The sequence below is a fragment of the Streptomyces sp. SudanB5_2050 genome (genome assembly GCF_964272335.1).
GTDB classification, from domain to species: domain Bacteria; phylum Actinomycetota; class Actinomycetes; order Streptomycetales; family Streptomycetaceae; genus Streptomyces; species Streptomyces rochei.
Window position 1 is genome coordinate 5,388,073 of record NZ_OZ186760.1, and the last position, 21,181, is coordinate 5,409,253.

The 21,181-nt window shown below is 73.1% G+C and carries 11 protein-coding genes; 1 reads left to right on the forward strand and 10 read right to left on the reverse strand.

Annotated elements, in window-relative coordinates; translation table 11 throughout:
- Positions 1 to 7: 7 nt before the first annotated feature.
- The 4 genes from glgB to ACFZP7_RS24200 all read right to left on the reverse strand — a co-directional run bounded on the left by glgB (position 8) and on the right by ACFZP7_RS24200 (position 7,877).
- The gene (gene glgB, locus ACFZP7_RS24185; RefSeq protein ID WP_385635658.1) at positions 8 to 2,527 is read right to left on the reverse strand and encodes a 1,4-alpha-glucan branching enzyme; all 2,520 of its coding nucleotides are present in this window, start codon (positions 2,525 to 2,527) and stop codon (positions 8 to 10) included.
- 41 nt (positions 2,528 to 2,568) lie between these two features.
- Positions 2,569 to 3,969 carry a maltokinase N-terminal cap-like domain-containing protein gene (locus tag ACFZP7_RS24190; protein ID WP_385635660.1) on the reverse strand — a complete coding sequence of 467 codons (1,401 nt, stop codon included), beginning with the start codon at positions 3,967 to 3,969 and terminating at the stop codon, positions 2,569 to 2,571.
- Positions 3,970 to 4,068: 99 nt separating this feature from the next.
- A complete protein-coding gene (gene treS, locus ACFZP7_RS24195) occupies positions 4,069 to 5,769 on the reverse strand; it encodes a maltose alpha-D-glucosyltransferase (protein WP_086878758.1) in 1,701 nt (566 codons plus the stop codon).
- On the reverse strand, positions 5,766 to 7,877 hold the full coding sequence (locus tag ACFZP7_RS24200; RefSeq protein WP_385635662.1) for an alpha-1,4-glucan--maltose-1-phosphate maltosyltransferase: 2,112 nt from the start codon (positions 7,875 to 7,877) through the stop codon (positions 5,766 to 5,768). Before ACFZP7_RS24200 ends, treS begins: the two co-directional genes overlap by 4 nt.
- A 312-nt stretch (positions 7,878 to 8,189) precedes the next feature.
- On the opposite strand from ACFZP7_RS24200, the gene ACFZP7_RS24205 reads away from it, so the two are divergent.
- On the forward strand, positions 8,190 to 10,808 hold the full coding sequence (locus ACFZP7_RS24205) for a glycosyltransferase family 1 protein (RefSeq protein ID WP_385635663.1): 2,619 nt from the start codon (positions 8,190 to 8,192) through the stop codon (positions 10,806 to 10,808).
- Between the two features lie 24 nt (positions 10,809 to 10,832).
- On the opposite strand, the gene ACFZP7_RS24210 is transcribed toward ACFZP7_RS24205, so the two are convergent.
- From ACFZP7_RS24210 to ACFZP7_RS24235, 6 genes are all read right to left on the reverse strand, one after another.
- On the reverse strand, positions 10,833 to 11,342 hold the full coding sequence (locus tag ACFZP7_RS24210; protein ID WP_029394280.1) for a DUF1990 family protein: 510 nt from the start codon (positions 11,340 to 11,342) through the stop codon (positions 10,833 to 10,835).
- 79 nt (positions 11,343 to 11,421) lie between these two features.
- Complete coding sequence (locus tag ACFZP7_RS24215; RefSeq protein ID WP_385635665.1) at positions 11,422 to 13,467, reverse strand: M4 family metallopeptidase; 2,046 nt, start codon at positions 13,465 to 13,467, stop codon at positions 11,422 to 11,424.
- 292 nt (positions 13,468 to 13,759) lie between these two features.
- The gene (locus ACFZP7_RS24220; protein WP_030970670.1) at positions 13,760 to 15,529 is read right to left on the reverse strand and encodes an ABC transporter ATP-binding protein; all 1,770 of its coding nucleotides are present in this window, start codon (positions 15,527 to 15,529) and stop codon (positions 13,760 to 13,762) included.
- Positions 15,526 to 17,334 carry an ABC transporter ATP-binding protein gene (locus ACFZP7_RS24225; protein WP_385635668.1) on the reverse strand — a complete coding sequence of 603 codons (1,809 nt, stop codon included), beginning with the start codon at positions 17,332 to 17,334 and terminating at the stop codon, positions 15,526 to 15,528. Before ACFZP7_RS24225 ends, ACFZP7_RS24220 begins: the two co-directional genes overlap by 4 nt.
- A gap of 25 nt (positions 17,335 to 17,359) precedes the next feature.
- Entirely contained in the window at positions 17,360 to 19,231 is a 1,872-nt protein-coding gene (locus ACFZP7_RS24230) for an ABC transporter ATP-binding protein (protein WP_385635670.1), read from the reverse strand.
- On the reverse strand, positions 19,228 to 21,147 hold the full coding sequence (locus tag ACFZP7_RS24235; protein ID WP_385635673.1) for an ABC transporter ATP-binding protein: 1,920 nt from the start codon (positions 21,145 to 21,147) through the stop codon (positions 19,228 to 19,230). The genes ACFZP7_RS24230 and ACFZP7_RS24235 overlap by 4 nt, the downstream gene beginning before the upstream one ends.
- Positions 21,148 to 21,181 lie beyond the last annotated feature (34 nt).

Here is a 21,181-nt window from a genome sequence, read left to right on the forward strand (position 1 = left end):
GCGCTCCTCAGGCCGGACGCAGCCACACCGTCGCCAGGGGAGGCAGGGTCAGCCGGATGCTCGCCGGCCGGCCGTGCCACCCCAGGGCCTCCGGCTTGACCGGGTCCGGGTTGGTCACACCGCCACCGCCGTAGCGCGAGGCGTCCGTGTTCAGCGCCTCGTGCCAGGCGGGCACGTCGTCCGGGACGCCGAGACGGTAGTCGTGCCGGACGACCGGGGCGAAGTTCGACACCGCCAGCAGCGGGGTGCCGTCGGCGTCCAGCCGCAGGAACGCCAGGACGTTGTCCTCGGCGGCGTCCCCGACCACCCAGGCGAACCCCTCCGGGTGGGTGTCGCGCCGCCACAGGGCGGGCGTGTCCCGGTAGGCGGCGTTCAGGTCGCGCACCAGATCCCGTACGCCCCGGTGGTCCGCCGCCGCCCCGTACTCCGGGTCGAGCAGCCACCAGTCGGGACCGTGCGCCTCGGACCACTCGGCGCCCTGGGCGAACTCCTGCCCCATGAACAGCAGCTGCTTGCCCGGGTGGGCCCACATGAAGCCCAGGTACGCCCGCAGGTTCGCCCGCTGCTGCCACCAGTCGCCCGGCATCTTCGAGACCAGCGACCGCTTCCCGTGCACCACCTCGTCGTGCGATATCGGCAGCACGTAGTTCTCGCTGTACGCGTACACCATGGAGAAGGTCATCTCCCCGTGGTGGTACATGCGGTGCACCGGCTCGTGGCTCATGTACTGGAGCGAGTCGTGCATCCAGCCCATGTTCCACTTCAGCCCGAAGCCGAGCCCGCCGAAGCCGCTCGGCCCCTTGTGGTGGGTGGCCCGCGTGACCCCGTCCCAAGCCGTCGACTCCTCCGCCACCGTCACGACGCCCGGCACCCGCCGGTACACCGTCGCGTTCATCTCCTGGAGGAAGGCCACCGCGTCCAGGTTCTCCCGGCCCCCGTGCTCGTTCGGCGTCCACTGGCCCGGCTCGCGCGAGTAGTCCAGGTAGAGCATCGAGGCGACCGCGTCCACGCGCAGTCCGTCGATGTGGAACTCCTCGCACCAGTACACGGCGTTGGCGACCAGGAAGTTGCGCACCTCCCGGCGCCCGAAGTCGAACTCCAGCGTCCCCCAGTCGGGGTGCGCGGCCCGCAGCGGGTCGGAGTGCTCGTACAGGGGCCGCCCGTCGAACTCGGCCAGCGCCCAGTCGTCGCGCGGGAAGTGCGCGGGCACCCAGTCCATCAGGACGCCGATCCCGGCCCGGTGCAGCCGGTCCACCAGGTACTTGAAGTCGTCCGGGTCGCCGAGGCGGGCCGTGGGCGCGTAGAAGCCGGTGACCTGGTAGCCCCAGGAGCCGCCGAAGGGGTGTTCGGCGACCGGCATCAGCTCGACATGGGTGAAGCCGAGGTCGCTGACGTACGCCGGGAGCTGTTCGGCCAGCTCCCGGTAGGTGAGCCCGGGCCGCCAGGACGGCAGGTGGACCTCGTACACCGACATCGGCGCCTCGTGCGCCGGCGCGTCCGCGCGGCGGGCCAGCCACTCCTCGTCGCCCCAGGTGTAGTCGGAGACGTGGACGACCGAGGAGGTGGCCGGCGGCACCTCGGTACGGCGGGCCAGCGGATCGGCGCGGAAGGTGCGCGAGCCGTCCGGCCGGGTGATCTCGAACTTGTACAGCTCGCCCGGGCCGATGCCGGGCAGGAACAGCTCCCACACCCCGGTGCCGCCCAGCGAGCGCATCGGGTGACCGGTGCCGTCCCAGAAGTTGAAGCCGCCGGCCACCCGCACCCCGCGCGCGTTCGGCGCCCAGACGGTGAAGCGGGTGCCCGCGACGCCCTCGTGGGTGGTCGGGTGCGCGCCGAGCGCCTGCCACAGCTGCTCGTGCCGGCCCTCGCCGATCAGGTGCAGGTCGAGGTCGCCCAGCGTGGGCAGGAAGCGGTACGGGTCCTCCACCTCCTGGTCCGTGCCCTCGTACGTCACCAGCAGCCGGTACGCCGGGACCTCGTCCAGCGGCAGCAGGCCGGAGAAGAAGCCGTCCCCGTCGTCGTGCAGCTCGGCCCGCAGCCCGCCGCCGAGGACGCTCACCGCGCGGGCGAAGGGCCGGAAGGCCCGCACGGCGATCCCGCCGGGCACCGGGTGGGCGCCCAGCACGGAGTGCGGGTCGTGGTGGGTGCCGGCGAGCAGCCGCTCCCGGTCGGTGGGGTCCAGGGCGGGGGAGGCGGGGGGCTCGGCGAGACGGGCGGCGGCGGGTACGGCCTTCTCACCGACCGCCCTCGCGGCGACGGGCTTCTCGCCGGCCGCCTTCTGGACGACCGTCTTCTTGACGGCCGCCTTCCCGGCGACGGCCTTCCTCGCCGGGGTCTTCTTCACCGCGGTCTTCTCCGGCACGGTCTTCTCCGGCACGGCCTTCTTCGCGGTCGCCTTCTTCGTGGTCGCCTTCTTCGCGGTGGTCTTCTTGCCGGTCGTCTTCTTCGCAGCCGCCTTCTTGGCGGCCGCCTTCTTGGCGGCCGCCTTCTCCGGGTCGGGACCGCTGGACGAGGGGCGGGGGGTCACGGGAGGGGCCTCCTGGGCGCAGTGGGGTCAAGAGGTGGGCGTCATAGCGGATCGGGCGCGGACAGGCGGCGCACCGCGGCCAGCGGGACCGTCAGCCAGTCGGGACGGTGCCGGGCCTCGTACAGGACCTCGTAGACCGCCTTGTCCGTCTCGCAGGCGCGCAGCATCACCGGGTCGGTGCGCGGGTCCTGTCCGCCGGCCTCCGCGTACCCGGTGCAGTAGGCGGCCCGGCAGGACTCCGCCCAGCCGGGCGCCGGGGCCGACGCCGAGTGCGCGGCGTAGTCGAAGGAGCGCAGCATCCCGGCGACGTCGCGCACCGGCGGCTGCGGCATCCGGCGCTCGGCCAGGGGCTTCGCGGGCTCACCCTCGAAGTCGATCAACGACCACTGCCCGGAGGGCGAGCGCAGGCACTGGCCGAGGTGCAGGTCGCCGTGGACGCGCTGGGCGGTCCAGGTCCGGCCCTCGGCCGCCAGGTCGCCCAGCGCGGTGAACGCCGTGCGCAGCGCGGGCGCGTACGGCCGCAGCAGGGGCACCGCCCGCGCCGCCTCCTCCAGCCGCTCGATCATTCCGTCGGCGAGCTGCCGGATCTGGCCGTGGCCGAGGGTGACGGTCGGCAGCGCGCGGGCCAGCGCGGTGTGCACCTCGGCGGTGGCCCGCCCCAGCGCCCGCGCCTCGGCCACGAAGTCCTCGCCCTTGGCCAGTTCCCGCAGGGCCAGGTCCCAGCCGTCCGCCGCGCCCTGCACAAAGGGCTGGAGCACCCCCAGCACCCAGGTCCGGTCGGCCAGGTCGGCGACCAGCCACCCCGCCGGCGCGGGCACCCGGGGGCAGCCCTCGCGGGCCAGCGCGAGCGGCAGCTCCAGGTCGGGATTGACGCCCGGCACGATCCGGCGCAGCAGCTTCAGAATGAACGTATCTCCATACACGACCGACGAGTTCGACTGCTCGGCGGTCATCAGCCGGGGCACCAGCCCCGTGCGTATCTCCCGCTCGCCCTCCCGCTCGAAGCGGAGTCCGCCGACGCGGGCCCGGGTGCGGATCGCCTCCAGGAGCACCTCGGCGGGCCGGGTGTCGTGCAGGGCGTCGTAGGCGGTGCGGCCGGCCAGCGGGCCCTCGGTCACGTGTCCGATCAGCGCGGGCGCCAGCCGGGGCGGCAGCGCCTCGCGCGTGCCTATGAGGAGCTGGTAGCAGTCGCCGGGCTCCTCGGGTGCGCCCGGGGCCGCGACGGGCTGCTGGTGCGCGCGGACCAGCACATGATGGAGGCCGAGGCGGGCCTCGGACGGGAGCAGGTCGGTGGCGGCGACCAGCGAGAAACCGGTGACCGGACGCCCCTTGCCCGCGAACCACCGCTGCCGGGGCAGCCATTCCCGCAGGAGTGGGTCGAGTGACGCAAGGAGACCTGGCGGGCTCGTGCTCGTGACGGTGCTCGTGACGGCTTCCGACATGGCGTCGCGTCCCTTCCCCGGGTCGTCGGGGTGTTACTGATGCGTGCCCCGGGCGGGGCGGTGGAAACCGCCCCGCGCCGGGGATCGGACCGGTGTGGCCTAGACGGCGTCCTTGCGGAGCCGGAACCAGTAGAAGCCGTGTCCGCCGAGGGTCAGCAGGTACGGCAGTTCGCCGACGGCCGGGAAGCGGACCCCGCCGAACAGCTCGACCGGATGGCGTCCCTCGAAGGCACTCAGGTCCAGCTCGGTGGGCTGCGCGAACCGGGAGAAGTTGTGGACGCACAGCACCAGGTCGTCCTCGTACTCCCGCAGGAAGGCCAGCACCGCGGGGTTGGAGGAGGGCAGTTCGGTGTACGAGCCCAGGCCGAAGGCCACGTTCTGCTTGCGGATCTCGATCATGCGGCGGGTCCAGTGCAGCAGCGACGAGGGCGAGGCCATGGACGCCTCGACGTTCGTCACCTGGTAGCCGTAGACCGGGTCCATGATCGTGGGCAGGAACAGGCGGCCGGGGTCGGACGACGAGAAACCGGCGTTGCGGTCGGGCGTCCACTGCATCGGGGTGCGGACCGCGTCGCGGTCGCCGAGCCAGATGTTGTCGCCCATGCCGATCTCGTCGCCGTAGTAGAGGATCGGCGAGCCGGGCAGGGACAGCAGCAGCGCGGTGAACAGCTCGATCTGGTCCCGGTCGTTGTCCAGGAGCGGCGCCAGGCGCCGGCGGATGCCGATGTTGGCGCGCATACGCGGGTCCTTGGCGTACTCCGCGTACATGTAGTCGCGTTCCTCGTCGGTGACCATCTCCAGGGTCAGCTCGTCGTGGTTGCGCAGGAAGATGCCCCACTGGCAGCCGGACGGGATGGCGGGGGTCTTGGCGAGGATCTCGGAGACGGGGTAGCGGGACTCGCGGCGCACGGCCATGAAGATGCGGGGCATGACCGGGAAGTGGAAGGCCATGTGGCACTCGTCGCCGCCGGAGGCGAAGTCGCCGAAGTAGTCGACCACGTCCTCCGGCCACTGGTTGGCCTCCGCCAGCACGACCGTGTCCGGGTACTGCGCGTCGATCTCCTTGCGCACCCGCTTCAGGAAGGCGTGCGTCGCCGGAAGGTTTTCGCAGTTGGTGCCCTCCTCCTGGTACAGGTAGGGCACCGCGTCCAGCCGGAACCCGTCGATGCCGAGGTCCAGCCAGAACTTCAGGGCGGAGATCATCTCCTCCTGCACGGCCGGGTTCTCGTAGTTCAGGTCCGGCTGGTGGGAGAAGAAGCGGTGCCAGAAGTACTGCTTGCGCACCGGGTCGTAGGTCCAGTTCGACGCCTCGGTGTCCACGAAGATGATCCGCGCGTCCTGGAACTGCTTGTCGTCGTCGGCCCAGACGTAGTAGTCGCCGTAGGGGCCGTCGGGGTCCTTGCGGGACTCCTGGAACCACGGGTGCTGGTCGCTGGTGTGGTTCATGACGAAGTCGATGATCACGCGCATGCCGCGCTGGTGGGCGGCGTCCACGAACTCGACGAAGTCGGCCAGGTCGCCGAACTCCGGCAGGACGGCGGTGTAGTCGGAGACGTCGTAGCCGCCGTCGCGCAGGGGCGACTTGAAGAAGGGCGGCAGCCACAGGCAGTCCACGCCCAGCCATTGCAGGTAGTCCAGCTTGGCGGTCAGGCCCTTGAGGTCACCGATGCCGTCGCCGTTGGAGTCCTGGAAGGAACGGACGAGCACCTCGTAGAAGACGGCTCGCTTGAACCAGTCCGGGTCGCGGTCCTTGGCCGGGGTGTCCTCGAAGGTGTCCGGCACGGGCTCGTTGAAGATCATGTGGTGGGTGACCCTCCGATCTGCGGGTTGGACGGTCGCAGAACCGTGCAGACGTGCGCGGGCGTCCGGCCCGGCTCCAGGCGCACATAGTTGGCCCTGCCCCAGTGGTAGGTCTCGCCGGTGAGCTCGTCGCGCACCGGCACCGACTCGTGCCAGTCCAGGCCGAGTTGCGGCATGTCCAACGAGACCGTGGCCTCCTGGGTGTGGTGGGGGTCGAGGTTCACGACCACCAGAACCGTGTTCGACCCCTGCCGCTTCGAGTAGGCGATGACCTCTTCCTTGTCCGTGTGGTGGAAGTGCAGATCGCGCAGTTGGCGGAGGGCCGGACTCTCGCGGCGGATGGTGTTGAGGCGGGTGATGAGGGGGGCGATGGTGGTGCCCTCGCGGGCGGCGGTGGCCCAGTCGCGGGGTTTGAGCTGGTACTTCTCGCTGTCGAGGTATTCCTCGCTGCCTTCGCGCAGGGGGGTGTTCTCGCAGAGTTCGTAGCCGCTGTAGATGCCCCAGGCGGGGGAGAGGGTGGCGGCGAGGACGGCGCGGACCTCGAAGGCGGGCCGGCCGCCGTGCTGGAGGTAGGCGTGGAGGATGTCGGGGGTGTTGGCGAAGAAGTTGGGCCGCATGTAGGAGGCGGCGTCCCCCGTCAGTTCGGTGAGGTACTCCGTCAGCTCCTGTTTGGTGTTGCGCCAGGTGAAGTAGGTGTAGGACTGCTGGAAGCCGATCTGGGCCAGGGTGTGCATCATCGCGGGGCGGGTGAAGGCCTCGGCGAGGAAGACGACGTCGGGGTCGGCGCGGTTGATCTCGCCGATGACCCGTTCCCAGAAGACGACGGGTTTGGTGTGGGGGTTGTCGACGCGGAAGATCCGCACGCCGTGGTCCATCCAGTGGCGCAGGACGCGGACGGTCTCGGTGACCAGGCCGTCGAGGTCGGCGTCGAAGGCGATGGGGTAGATGTCCTGGTACTTCTTGGGCGGGTTCTCGGCGTAGGCGATGGACCCGTCGGGGCGGTGGTGGAACCACTCGGGGTGTTTGTGGACCCACGGGTGGTCGGGGGAGCACTGGAGGGCGAAGTCGAGGGCGACCTCCAGGCCCAGGCGTGCGGCCTCGGCGACGAAGTGGTCGAAGTCGTCGAGGGTGCCCAGGGCGGGGTGGACCGCGTCGTGGCCGCCTTCGGGGGAGCCGATGGCCCAGGGGACGCCGACGTCGTCGGGTCCGGCGGAGAGGGTGTTGTTGCGGCCCTTGCGGTGGGTGGTGCCGATGGGGTGGATGGGCGGGAGGTAGACGACGTCGAAGCCCATCGCGGCGATCGCGGGCAGCCGGCGGGCGGCGGTGCGGAAGGTGCCGTGCGGCCGGTCGGGGGTGCCCTCGGAACGGGGGAAGAACTCGTACCAGGCGCCGTACAGGGCGCGTTCGCGCTCCACCAGCAGCGGCAGCGGGTCCGAGGTGGTGACCAGCTCCCGCAGCGGGTGCCGGGCCAGCACCGCGTCCACCTCCGGCGTCAACGCCCCCGCCAGCCGGGACGCCGCGGGCCGGTCCTCGTCCCGCAGCGCGTCGACGGCGGCCAGCAGGACGCGCCGGTCCGCGTCGCCGGGCACCTCGGCGGCGGCCCGCTCGTGGAGCCGGGCGCCCTCCTCCAGGACCAGCCCCGTGTCGATGCCCGCCGGGACCTTGATCCGCGCGTGGTGGCGCCAGGTGGTGACCGGGTCGCTCCACGCCTCCACGGCGTACGTCCAGAGCCCGGGTTCGCCGGCGGTGACGGTGGCGCCCCAGCGATCGGTGCCCGGGGCCAGTTCGCGCATCGGGGTCCAGGGGCCGGGCCGCCCCTCGGGGTCCTTGAGTACGACGTTGGCGGCGACCGCGTCGTGCCCCTCGCGGAACACGGTGGCCGAGACCTGGAACGACTCGCCGGTCACCGCCTTGGCGGGCCTGCGTCCCTGACGGACGATCGGGCGGACGTCCAGGACGGGGATGCGTCCGACGACGGTGGTGACGTCCGGGACGGCGGCTTCGCGCGGGGTGTCGCGAGAGGTGGTGCGCGGGGCTCCGCGTGGCGCCTCGGGGGGTGCGCCCGGGGTCGCTCCGGGCCGTGCTGACGAGTGGTGCGTGGCGGGCATGACCGCTCCTGTCCGCGTCAACGTGGGTGGGCGGATGACTCTGGGGAGGTGGGTCCTGCGGCGGTGCGTGCGGGGTGTACCGCAGGAGCCTTCCCACACTGTTCGGGTGGGCAATCCGGCACTTTGTTAACTACTCACGCGTATGTCGACACACGCGACGGGCCCTGACCGAACGCCTTCCCCGCCGGGAGATCGACACGCCGGTCGTTATTAGCCCGTCCGGCGAACGGGAGCGATGCCATTCAGGCCGAATCGGAGATCTTCGGGCGAAGCCCCCAGCGACGGACACATCACGCCGGTAACGTCGGAGGGGTGAAGGCGATCCGTCGACTGACCGTCCGTCCCGTACTCCCCGACCCCCTCCGGCCGCTCAGTGATCTGGCCCGCAATCTGCGCTGGTCCTGGCACCCGGAGACCCGCGACCTCTTCCAGTCCGTCGACCCAGCGTGCTGGGCCGAGTCGGGCCGCGACCCCGTACGGCTGCTCGGCACCGTGCCGCCGGCCCGCCTCGCGGAGCTGGCCGAGGACCGGCGCTTCCTGCGCCGGCTCACCGCGGTGGCCGACGACCTCGACCACTACATGACCGGCGACCGCTGGTACCAGGCCCAGTCTGGCCGACTGCCCGCCGCCGTCGCCTACTTCTCGCCCGAGTTCGGCATCACCGCCGCCCTGCCCCAGTACTCCGGCGGCCTCGGCATCCTGGCCGGCGACCACCTCAAGGCCGCCAGCGACCTGGGCGTGCCGCTCATCGGCGTCGGCCTGCTCTACCGGCACGGCTACTTCCGCCAGTCCCTCTCCCGGGACGGTTGGCAACAGGAGCACTACCCCGTCCTCGACCCCCACGAGCTGCCGCTGGCCCTCCTGGAGGAGCCCGACGGCACCCCCGCCCACGTCGCCCTGGCCCTGCCCGGCGGCCGGGAGCTGCGCGCCCGGATCTGGCTGGCCCAGGTCGGCCGGGTGCCGCTGCTGCTGCTCGACTCGGACGTGGAGGAGAACGACCTCGGCGAACGCGGGGTCACCGACCGGCTCTACGGAGGCGGCAGCGAGCACCGGCTCCTCCAGGAGATGCTGCTCGGCATAGGAGGTGTCCGGGCGGTGCGCACGTACTGCCGGCTCACCGGCCACGCCGCGCCGGAGGTGTTCCACACCAACGAGGGCCACGCGGGCTTCCTCGGGCTGGAACGCATCGCCGAACTCTGCGACGAGGGGCTGGAGTTCCCTTCCGCCCTGGAGGCAGTCCGGGCCGGGACCGTCTTCACCACCCACACCCCGGTCCCGGCCGGCATCGACCGCTTCGACCGGGGGCTGGTCGCCCGGCACTTCGGCCCCGACGCCGAACTCCCGCGCCTGGACGTCGACCCGATTCTGCGCCTCGGCATGGAGACCTATCCCGGCGGCGAGCCCAACCTGTTCAACATGGCCGTGATGGGCCTCAGGCTGGCCCAGCGCGCCAACGGCGTCTCCCTGCTGCACGGCGGGGTCAGCCGGGAGATGTTCTCCGGACTGTGGCCCGGCTTCGACGCCGACGAGGTGCCGATCACCTCCGTCACCAACGGCGTGCACGCCCCGACCTGGGTCGCGCCCGAGGTGTTCCGGCTCGGCGCCCGGCAGATCGGCGTGCAGCGGGCCGAGGACGCGCTGACCGTCGGCGGCTCGGACCGCTGGGACTCGGTCGCCGACATCCCCGACCAGGACATCTGGGAGCTGCGCCGCACCCTGCGCGAGCAACTGGTCGAGGAGGTGCGCGAACGCCTGCGTGTCTCCTGGCGGCAGCGCGGCGCCGGGACCGCCGAGCTGGGCTGGATCGACGGCGTCCTCGACCCCGACGTGCTCACCATCGGCTTCGCGCGGCGCGTCCCCTCGTACAAGCGCCTGACGCTGATGCTGCGCGACCGCGACCGGCTGATGGACCTGCTGCTGCACTCCGAGCGGCCCGTCCAGATCGTCGTCGCGGGCAAGGCGCACCCGGCGGACGACGGCGGCAAGCGGCTGGTGCAGGAGCTGGTGCGGTTCGCGGACGACCCGCGGGTGCGGCACCGGATCGTCTTCCTGCCGGACTACGGCATGGCGATGGCGCAGAAGCTCTACCCGGGCTGCGACATCTGGCTGAACAACCCCCTGCGGCCCCTGGAGGCGTGCGGCACCTCCGGCATGAAGGCGGCGCTCAACGGCTGCCTCAACCTGTCGGTGCTGGACGGTTGGTGGGACGAGTGGTACCAGCCGGACTTCGGCTGGGCGATCCCCACCGCCGACGGCGCCGGTACCGACCCGGACCGGCGCGACGCCATAGAGGCCGACGCCCTCTACGACCTGCTGGAGCAGCGGATCACCCCGCGCTTCTACGAGCGGGGCGCGAGCGGGCTGCCCGACCGGTGGATCGAGATGGTCCGCAGGACCCTCAGCCTGCTCGGACCGAAGGTGCTGGCCGGCCGCATGGTCCGCGAGTACGTCGAACGCCTCTACACCCCGGCGGCCGAGGCACACCGCGCGATGGACCCGGACGCCGCGCGGGCGCTGGCCGAGTGGAAGGCCCGGGTGCGCGCCGCCTGGCCCGGGGTCAGCGTCGACCACGTGGAGACGTCCGCCGCCACCGCCAGCGCCGAACTCGGCACGACGCTCGGGCTGCGGGTGCGGGTGAACCTCGGCGACCTCGCGCCGGACGACGTGGAGGTGCAGGCGGTCTCCGGCCGGGTCGACACCGAGGACCGGATCACCGACGCGGCCACCGTGCCGCTCAAGCCGGTGGGCGGCCCCGACCTGGAGGGCCGCTGGCTGTACGAGGGCCCGCTCGCCCTGGACCGCACCGGCCCCTTCGGCTACACGGTCCGCATCCTGCCCGCGCACCGGCTGCTGGCGTCCGGCGCGGAGGCGGGCCTGGTCGCGGTGCCCTCCGACGACCTGGCCCAGGCGGCGGGGCTGCTGATGAGGTGAGCGCCCCGGGGCGGCGAGCGGGGCTCAGTCCTCCTCGTCGCCCCCGCTCAGCCGCCGCAGGACGGTGCCGCAGCGGCGGGCGTACGCGTGCTGGAAGGCACGGGCGGCGGGCCCGCCGGCCTTGGCGTACCACTTGGCGGGGCGGCTGAAGGCGTGCACCGTCAGCCAGACGGTGCCGTCGCCCGTGCGGTCGACCACGAAGGCCTCCTCGCCGGACTCCGGGTGGCCGGGCAGCGTGCCGTAGGCCCAGCCCGCCCGGCGGTGCTCCTCCAGCGTCCACACCACCCGGCAGGGCGCCTTGATCATCCCGGCGAGGGTGACCGTGACGTCGACACCGGGCGCGGCGCGCTCCGCGCTCGCGTCGATGCCGACGCCCATCTCCCGGTGCATCTCCCAGGTGAGCACGGCCTCGGCCGCGCGCCGGAACACCGGTTCGCCCTCCCCGAGGCGGGTGCGTACGTGCATGGAGCGGAAGCCGGGCGGGCAGCGGTCCTGCTCGCGGGTGGCGCCGACGTCGTCGTACGTGAAGGACATGGGCACCAAGACTAGGCGCCGCCCGGGAGGACCGGACCTCCCGGGCGGCGCCCCGCTCCGTGGGGGGAGTCCGCCGGGCCTACGGGAAGGTCAGCTTGAAGCCGCTGATGTAGCCCGTGTCCCGGGCCGCCACGTCCTGGACGCGCAGCTTCCAGGTGCCGTTGGCGGTCTCCGAGGAGGCGTTCACCGTGTACGTCTGGTTGACGTTGTCCGCGGAGTCCGAGGAGCTGGAGTTCTTCAGGCGGTACGCGGTCCCGTCCGGGGCCAGCAGGTCGATCACCAGGTCACCGCGGTAGGTGTGCACGATGTCGACCGCCGCCTGGAGGTTGGCGGGCGCGTTGCCGGTCCGGCCGGTCACGGCGACCGACGAGGTGACCGCCGCGCCGTTGTCCGGGATCGCCACGTCGGCGGTGTTCTCGAACGACGTGCCGCCGCCTCCGCCGCCGCCCGGCCGGGCGCCGACGTTGATGCCCGCCCACGCGTCCTGCACCGCCTTGTACTCGGTGCTGTCGGTGCCGTACAGCTCACCGGCCGCCGCGAGGGTGCCGGTGCGGGCGCCCGCGTAGTTGGTGGTCGACGTGAACTTGGTGGTCAGCGCGCGGAACCAGATCTTCGCGGCCTTCTCGCGGCCGATGCCGGTGACCGGGAGGCCGTCCGAGGTGGGCGAGTCGTAGGTGACACCGTTGATGGTCTTGGTGCCGCTGCCCTCGCTCAGCAGGTAGAAGAAGTGGTTGGCCGGGCCCGACGAGTAGTGGACGTCGACGTTGCCGATCCCCGAGTACCAGTAGTCCTTGGACGCGCCGTCCTTGCTGGGCTTGTCCATGTAGCGCAGCGGGGTGCCGTCGCCGTTGATGTCGATCTCCTCGCCGATGAGGTAGTCACCGACGTCGGAGGCGTTGTTCGCGTGGAACTCCACGGCCGCGCCGAAGATGTCGCTGGTCGCCTCGTTGAGGCCGCCGGACTCGCCGCTGTAGACCAGGCCCGCCGTGTGGGAGGTGACGCCGTGCGTCATCTCGTGCGCGGCCACGTCGATGGACGTCAGCGGGTTGGCGTTGCCCGAGCCGTCGCCGTACGTCATGCAGAAGCAGGAGTCCGACCAGAAGGCGTTGACGTAGTTGTTGCCGTAGTGGACGCGGGAGTAGGCGCCCACCCCGTCGCCGCGGATGCCGGAGCGGCCCTGGACGTTCTTGTAGTAGTCCCAGGTCAGCGCGGCCCCGTAGTGGGCGTCGGCGGCGGCCGTCTCGGCGTTGGACGCGCTGCCGTTGCCCCACACGTCGTCGGGGCCGGTGAAGAGCGTGCCGGTGCCGGAGGTGCCCCGGTTGAGGTTGTACGTCTTGTGGTTGCCGCGCGCGGTGTCGGTCAGCGTGTACGACGACCCGGACTGCGCGGTGCCCAGCGTCACCGTGCCGCTGTACATGGTGTTGCCGGTGCCGTTGTGGATCGCCTGGTACTCGTAGAGCTTGGCGCCGGTGGCGGCGTCGGTGACGACGTGCAGCTCGTTCGGCGTGCCGTCCTCCTGGAGGCCGCCGACGACCGTCTCGTACGCCAGGACCGGGGTGCCGTTCGCCGCCCAGATCACCTTGCGCGGGGCGCGTTCGGCGTCCGGCGCCTCGGCCCCGGCGGCCTTCGCGGCGGCGACGGCCTGCGTCTCGGCCTTCGCGGCGGAGATCTTCGGCGTCACGGTGGCCGGCGCGATCGGCTTCTGCGTGGCCTTCACGACCCGCTCGGTCTTCCCGGCGTCGCTGGTGACCACGAGGTCGCCGCCGAGGACGGGGAGCCCGTCGTAGGTGCGCTCGTAGCGGGTGTGCACGGTGCCGTCGCGGTCCTTGACCACGTCACGGACGACCAGCTTCTCCTTGGCGCCCAGGCCGAGGTCGCCGGCGGTCTCGGCCTTGGTGGCGTCGGCGTCGCGTATCAGCTCGGCGCGCTGGGCCGGGCTGAGCTTGACGGACTCGGCGCCCGGAGCGGGCGCCTGGGCGGGCGCCGCGGTGGCGGCCCCCGACTGGACCGCCGTGGCGATCAGCGCGGCGACACCGGCCAGCGCGACGGCGGCGGCGGTGCGGCGGCCGGTGGTGCGGGGGGACGCGGTGTGGGAGGTGCGTCTGTGGGGAGAACTGCTGCTCAACACTGACTCCTTCTGCGTGGCCGCGGGTCGCGCGGCCAGGGGAGACCGGTCGGCGGGTGGGCCGGCCGGGCGGTGCTGGTTCGGTACGCAGAAACCACGTGCCAGGAGCTGGCCGCCGCACGGCGCTGACGGGAAAGCTGTGGGGGCGCTGTGGAACGGCCGTGGGAAGAGTGGCAGCCGAGCGGCACTCTTGTCAGGAGCGCGTCAGGAAGTTGGCCGGAAATCGTTCGTTGTCCGGGCGTTCATGTTCGATATACGGAAGGGTCGCCCGAGTGTGGTACTGACTGCCCGCTCAGTCAGTAACGGGCCCGGGGGACGGCTCCCCGTGCCAGGATCTCCACAGCGCCGCGTACGCGCCCTCGGCCGCCACCAGCTCGTCGTGCGTGCCCAGTTCGGTGATCCGGCCGTCCTCCATCACCGCGACCCGGTCGGCGTCGTGCGCGGTGTGCAGGCGGTGGGCGATGGCGATGACGGTGCGGCCCTCCAGCACGGCGGCCAGAGCCCGCTCGGTGTGCCGGGCCGTGGTCGGGTCCAGCAGGGCGGTGGCCTCGTCCAGGATCAGGGTGTGCGGGTCGGCCAGCACCACACGCGCCAGCGCCAGCTGCTGGGCCTGCGAGCCGTCCGCGCGGTGACCGCCGGTGCCCAGCTCCGCGTCGAGGCCGCCGGGCAGCTCCCGCACCCAGGTGTCGGCGCCGACCGCCGCCAGCGCGGACCACAACCGCGCGTCCGTGGCCGCCGGTTCGGCGATCAGCAGGTTGTCCCGGACCGAGCCGAGGAAGACGTGGTGCTCCTGGGTGACCAGCACGACCTGGCGGCGCAGCCGCTCCGGCCCGAGCGCCACCACCGGCACCCCGCCCACCGTCACCGAGCCCTCGGTGGGCGCGTCCACCCCCGCCAGGAGCCGGCTCAGCGTCGTCTTGCCGGCCCCGGACGGCCCGACCACCGCCAGCCGTTCGCCCGGCCGCACCGTCAGGTCCACCCCGCGCAGCACCTCGCCGCCCCGGTCGTAGGCGTAGCGCGCACCGGACACGTCGATGCGGTCGTCCGCCGGGGCCGGCGACCGGTCCGCCGTCGCCCGCGGAGCCCGCGCCAGCCCCTCCACCCGGGCGAACGACGCCCCGCCCGCCTGGAGTTGCTCGATCCGCATCAGCACCTCGTCGAGCGGCCCGGCGAGCTGCTGGAGGTACACGGCGCACGACACCACCGCGCCGAGGCTCACCGCCCCGTGCGCCCGCAGCACACCGCCGATCAGCAGCACGCCCGCCAGCGGGACGACGTACGAGATCTCCACCGCCGGGAAGAACACGCTGCGCAGGAACAGCGTGTGGAAGCGGGTGCGCCGCGACTCCTCCAGCGCCCGCCGGTTCACCGCGACGCGGCTCTCGGTCAGCCACAGCGCCTCGACCGTGCGGGCCCCGGCCACGGTCGCCGTCAGGCTCTCGGCGACCTCCGAGGTGGCCGCGCCCTCGGCGAGGTAGCCGGCCCGCGCCCGGCGCAGGTACCAGCGCAACGCGAACCACACGGGCGTCAGACCCAGCACCCCCACCAGACCGAGCAGCGGGTCGAGCACGAACACCGCGACGGTCAGGAACAGCGCCTGCACGCCGTTGACCAGCAGTTCGGGACCGGCGTCGCGCAGCGTCGTGCCGACCGTGGTCACGTCGGCGGTGCCCCGCGTGGTCAGGTCGCCGGTGCCCGCCCGCTCCACGACCGAGGCGGGCAGGGCCAGCGCCCGGTCCACGAACCGCTCCCGCACCCGTGCGAGGGTCCGCTCCCCGAAGCGGTGCCCGACGTACCGCGCCCAGCGGGCCAGCAGGAGCTGGGCGAGGGAGCACAGCAGGATGGCGAGCGCCATCCGGTCCACGGCCCCGACACCGGCCCCGGCGCGCACCTCGTCGACGATCCGGCCCAGCAGCCACGGACCCGCGAGCCCGGCGAGTGCGGCCAGCGCGTTCAGGCCGAGGACGACCGCGAAGGCGCGCCGGTCGGCGCGGACCAGGCCGGCCGCCGCACGGCGGACACCGGCGCGATCGGCCACGGGGAGCTGTCCTGCGGATGTCATCGGACCACCTCGTCCTCGCCGTCCTCCCGGGAGACCAGTGCGCGGTACCCCGGCTCGGCGGCGAGGAGTTCGCGGTGGGTGCCGGTGGCGACGACCTTGCCGTCGACCAGGTGGTGCACCACGTCCGCCCGGTCGAGCAGCAGGGGGGAGGTGCAGGCCACCACGGTCGTACGGCCCGCGCGGGCGTCCCGCAGGCGGCGCGCGACGGTCGCCTCGGTGTGGGCGTCCAGGGCGGAGGTCGGCTCCACGGCCAGCAGGACCTCGGGGTCGGCGAACAGGGCGCGGGCCAGGCGGACGCGTTGGCGTTGACCGCCGGACAGGTCGCGGGCCTGGGCCGCGACCGGGGACTCCAGGCCGTCGGGGAGCGACTGGAGGATGTCCTCGGCGGCGGCCGTGCGGATCGCTCGGGCCAGGCTCGCGTGCGAGGGTGCCCCGAGGGGGCGTCGGGCGTCCGCCGGTTCGTCGTGCCCGGTCGGGCCCGCGCGGCGGAGCCCCACATCGCCCCGGTCCGCGCCCTCGATCGGCCTCCCCCGAACACCGATGATTTCGCGCAGGGTGCCCGCGAAGAGGTCGGCCTCCGCCTCCGCGACCAGGATGCGCTCGCGGACCTGTGCGAGCGGGACCTCGGACAACGGGACGTCCCCCCAGGTCACCTCGGAGGGGGCGTAACGGCCCAGGCGGTCGATCAGCTCGGCGGCGTCGGCCGGGCGGGCACCGGCCAGGGCGGTCAGACGGCCCGGCCGGACACGGACGCCGGAAGCCGGGTCGTAGAGGACCGACGGCTCGGCGGGGGCGTCACGGGTGCCGGTGTCCGACTCGGGCTCCAGCCGCAGGAAGGCGACCACCCGGCGGGCGGCCACCACGCCCCGGCTGAGCTGGTGGCCCATCTCGATCAGGAACGCCACCGGCCAGCCCAGCGCCACCACGTACCCGTACACGGACACCAGCTCGCCCACGCTGATCTGCCCGCGCGCGGCCAGCCGGGCCCCCATCCAGGTCACCAGCGCCAGGAACAGCATCGGCAGGCCCACCCCCAGGGCCTGGATCCAGCTGGTCACCGCACCGACCCGGTAGCCCTGCTCGCGCAGCCGCCCCGAGTCCCGGCGGAACGCCTCCGCGACCAGGCTCTTGCCGCCCAGCCCGTTCAGCACGCGCAGGCCGCCCGCGAGGTCGCCGATCCGCGCGGTCAGCACCGACTGCCGCTCCCGGTACTCGGCCTCCCGGCCCTGCAGCCGTCCCATGAGCGGCCCGAGCACCACCCCGAGCAGCGGCACCCCGAGCAGCACCACCAGGGCGAGCCGCGTCGACACCGACAGCAGCAGCCCGCCGACGCAGGCGTAGGCGACGACCGCTCCGACGCCGGGGCCCACGGCCGTCAGGGACGTGCTGATCGTCTGCACGTCGCCCACCCCGATGGTGACGACCTCCCCGGCCCCGACCTGCCGGCGCAGCGCGGCGCCGAGCCGTGCCGCGTGGCCGACGACCACCTTGACCGTGCGGAAGTTGGCGTCCATCCGCACCCGCGTCATGGTGCGGTGCCGCATGATGCCCAGCCAGGCGTTGAACACCCCGGCGGCGACCAGCGCGCCCGTCCAGCCGGCCAGCGCGCCCAGGTCGCCGGTGGTCAGCCCGTGGTCGATCGCCCGGGCCATCAGGTACGGCGTGGCCGCCAGCAGCACCATCCAGACGCTGGCCAGCACCGCCCCCGCCAGACAGCGCGGCCACTGCCGCCGCACCAGCCACGCCAGGTACCGCCAGCCGCCCCTGCGGTCCGGCGTGCCCGGGTCCGCGTACGCGTCGATCACCGCGGTCCCCTCGGACGGCCCGCCCTCACGCCAGACTGTCCCGCCACGCCCGGTGCAGGTCCGCGAAGCGGCCCGTACCGGCGATCAGTTCCTCCGGCGTGCCGTCCTCCACGATCCGGCCGTGCTCCATCACCAGCACCCGGTCGGCGATCTCCACGGTGGAGAGGCGGTGCGCGATCACCACGGCGGTGCGGCCCTTCAGCACCGTCGCCATCGCGCGCTGCACCGCCCGCTCACCGGGGATGTCCAGCGAGCTGGTCGCCTCGTCCAGGATCAGCACCGCCGGGTCCGCCAGCAACGCCCGCGCGAAGGCCACCAACTGCCGCTGACCGGCGGAGATGCGGCCGCCCCGCTTGCGTACGTCGGTGTCGTAGCCGTCGGGCAGCGCGGCGACGAAGTCATGGGCGCCGATCGCCTTCGCCGCCCGCTCGATCTCCTCCCGCGTCGCCTCCGGACGGCCGATGGCGATGTTGTCGGCGACGGTCCCGGAGAACAGGAACGCCTCCTGCGTCACCATCACCACGCCCCGCCGCAGTTCCGGCACGGCCAGGTCGCGCAGGTCGGTGCCGTCCAGCAGGACGCGCCCGTCGGAGGGGTCGTAGAACCGGGCGAGCAGCTTGGCCAGGGTCGACTTGCCGGCGCCGGTCGAGCCGACGACGGCGACGGTCTGGCCGGCCGGGATCGTCAGGTCGAAGCGGGGCAGCACCTCCCCGCCGGTGCGGTAGGCGAAGCGCACGGAGTCGAAGACCACCTCGCGGCCCGGCTGCTCCGAGGCCGGCGGCGGCAGCTCCCTCGGCGCGGCCGGTTCCGGCACGGACGGCGTCTGCGCCAGCAGCCCGGCGATCTTCTCCAGCGAGGCCGCCGCCGACTGGTAGGAGTTCAGGAACATGCCGAGCCGGTCGATCGGGTCGTAGAGCCTGCGCAGGTAGAGGACCGCCGCAGCCAGCACCCCGAGCGCCAGCGTGCCGTCCGCGACCCGGTAGGCGCCCCAGAGCACGATCCCGGCCACAGCGGTGTTGGCGACCAGCCGTGAGCCGACGACGTAGCGGGCCATCTCCAGCAGCGCGTCGCCGTTGGACCGTTCGTGACGCCGGTTCAGCACGGCGAAGTCGGCGTCGTTGGCGGCCTCCCTGCGGAAGGCGCGCACGGGGCGGATGCCGTTCATCGTCTCCACGAACTTGACGATCACCGCCGCGATCGCCGTGGACCTCCGCTCGTACACCCGGCCCGCCCGCCGCCGGTACAGCCGCACCAGCGCGTACAGCGGCACGAACGACGCCACCGCGACACCGCCGAGCCCGAGGTCCAGCCAGAGCAGCAGCGCCGCGATGTAGACGAAGGACAGGACGACCGTGACCAGCTCCTGCAGGCCCTCGTCGAGCAGTTCGCGCAGCGACTCCACGTCCGTGGTGGACCGGGAGATCAGCCGGCCCGAGGTGTAGCGCTCGTGGAAGTCGACGCTCAGTGCCTGGGCGTGCCGGAAGATCCGGCCCCTGAGGTCCAGCAGCACGTCCTGGCTGACGCGGGCGGCGGCCGCGACGAACGCGTACTGGAGCGCACCCGCCCCCAGCGAACAGATCAGGTAGCCGGCGCCGACCGCGATCAGCGGGCCGTGGTCGTCGTCCCTGAGCGCCGGTACGGCGTGGTCGATGGCGTACGCCACCAGCAGCGGGCCCGCCTGCACGGCCGCCTGCTGGAGCAGCAGCAGGAAGGTGGTGAGGGCGACGCGGGCCTTCATCGGCGCCAGCAGCGAACGCAGCAGGGCACCGGTCGCGCCCGGCGGGCTGGGCAGGACGTCCCGGTCGAAGGCGTCGTCGGCCGCGCGGGCCGGGTCCTCGGCCACCGGCCCGTCCTCGGGCTGCTCCCTGTCCGGCTCGGTGGCGGTGGGCGCGGTCATCGGTCGTCCCCTTCCCCGGCTTCCCCGGCTTCCCCGGGTTCCCGGTGCCCGTCGAGCCCGGACATCAGACGGGCGTACTCGGCGTCGGTGCGCAGCAGTTCGTGATGGGTGCCGACGGCGGCGATCCGGCCGCCCGAGAGCAGCGCGACGCGGTCGGCGAGCAGCACCGTGGAGGGGCGGTGGGCGACGATCAGCGCGGTGGTGTCCGCGAGCACCCGCCGCAGGGCGGCCTCCACCGCGGCCTCGGTGTGCACGTCCAGCGCGGACAGCGGGTCGTCCAGGACGAGGAACCGCGGCCTGCCGACGACCGCCCGGGCGAGCGCCAGGCGCTGACGCTGGCCGCCGGACAGGCTCAGGCCCTGCTCGCCGACCTGGGTGCCGGTGCCCTGGGGCAGCGTGTGGGCGAAGCCGGCCTGCGCGACGGCCAGGGCCCGGTCCAGCTCCTCGGCACCCGCCGCGCCGCCGGCCCCCATCAGCACGTTCTCACCGACGGTGGCCGAGAAGAGGGTGGGCTCCTCGAAGGCGACGGCGACCAGCGCGCGCAACTCCTCGCGGGGCAGGGCGGTGATGTCCCGGCCGTCCAGCGTGATCCGCCCGGAGGTCACCTCGTACAGGCGGGGGACGAGCGCGGTGAGCGTGGTCTTGCCGCTGCCGGTGGCGCCGACCAGGGCCAGCGACTCCCCGGACCGGATGTGCAGATCGATCCGGTCGAGCAGCGGCGGCGAGCCGGGCGGCGCGTCGGGGTACCGGAACCGGACCCCCTCGAACCGCAGCCCGTCACCCGGCGTGGCCGCGGACGCTCGCACCGCCGGGGCGGCACCGCGCCCGACCGGGGCCGCGCCTCGCGCCGCCGGACGGCGCCCGGCGCCCCCCGACACGGACGCGGAGCCACGCGAACCCCCCGGTTCCTCCGCCTGCGCGTCCATCACCTCGAAGTACCGGTCCGTGGCCGTCGCCGCCTCCTGGCTCATCGCCAGCAGGAAGCCGATGGACTCCACCGGCCAGCGCAGCGCCAGCGCCGTCGACAGGAACGCCACCAGCGTCCCGGCCGACAGCGACCCGTCCGCCACCTGTACCACCCCCACCACCAGCGCGGCACCGATCGCCAGCTCCGGCAGCGTCACGATGACCGCCCAGATGGACGCCAGCAGCCGCGCCTTGCGCAGTTCCGTCCCGCGCAGCGTGTGCGACAGCTCGTGGAAGGCGCGGGCCTGGCTGCGGTGCCGGCCGAACCCCTTGATGATCCGGATGCCGAGCACGCTCTCCTCGACCACCGTGGTCAGGTCCCCGACCTGGTCCTGCGCGCGCCGCGCCACGGCGGAGTACTTCTTCTCGAAGATCCCGCAGGTGATCATCACGGGGATGGCGGGGCCGAGGATCACCAGCCCCAGCGTCCAGTCCTGGACCAGCATGATGCCCACGCCGACCAGGATCGTCACGCCGTTGACCAGCAGGAACGTCAGCGGGAAGGCGAGGAACATACGCAGCAGCATCAGGTCCGTCGTCCCGCGCGAGAGCAACTGGCCCGAGGCCCACCGGTCGTGGAAGGCCACCGGCAGCCGTTGCAGGTGCCGGTACAGATCCGCCCGCATCCCCGCCTCGACCGCCGACAGCGGCCGGGCCACCAGCCACCGCCGCAGCCCGAACAGCAGCGCCTCCGCCACCCCGAGGAGCAGCAGGTACAGCGCGCCGAGCCACACACCGGCCGGGTCCCGGTCGGCCACCGGCCCGTCCACCATCCACTTCAGGACGAGCGGGATCACCAGGCCCACGCAGGAGGCCAGGATCGCGATGACCGCCGCGCTCGCCAACCGGGCCCGCACCGGCCGCACATACGGCCACAGCCGCAGCAGGGCACGCACGGTGGAACGCTTCTCGGCAGGGCGGTCCGGGGCGGGGGCGGGTGTCGTGGGCATCAGCAGCGAGCCTACGGTTCACCACTGACACTGC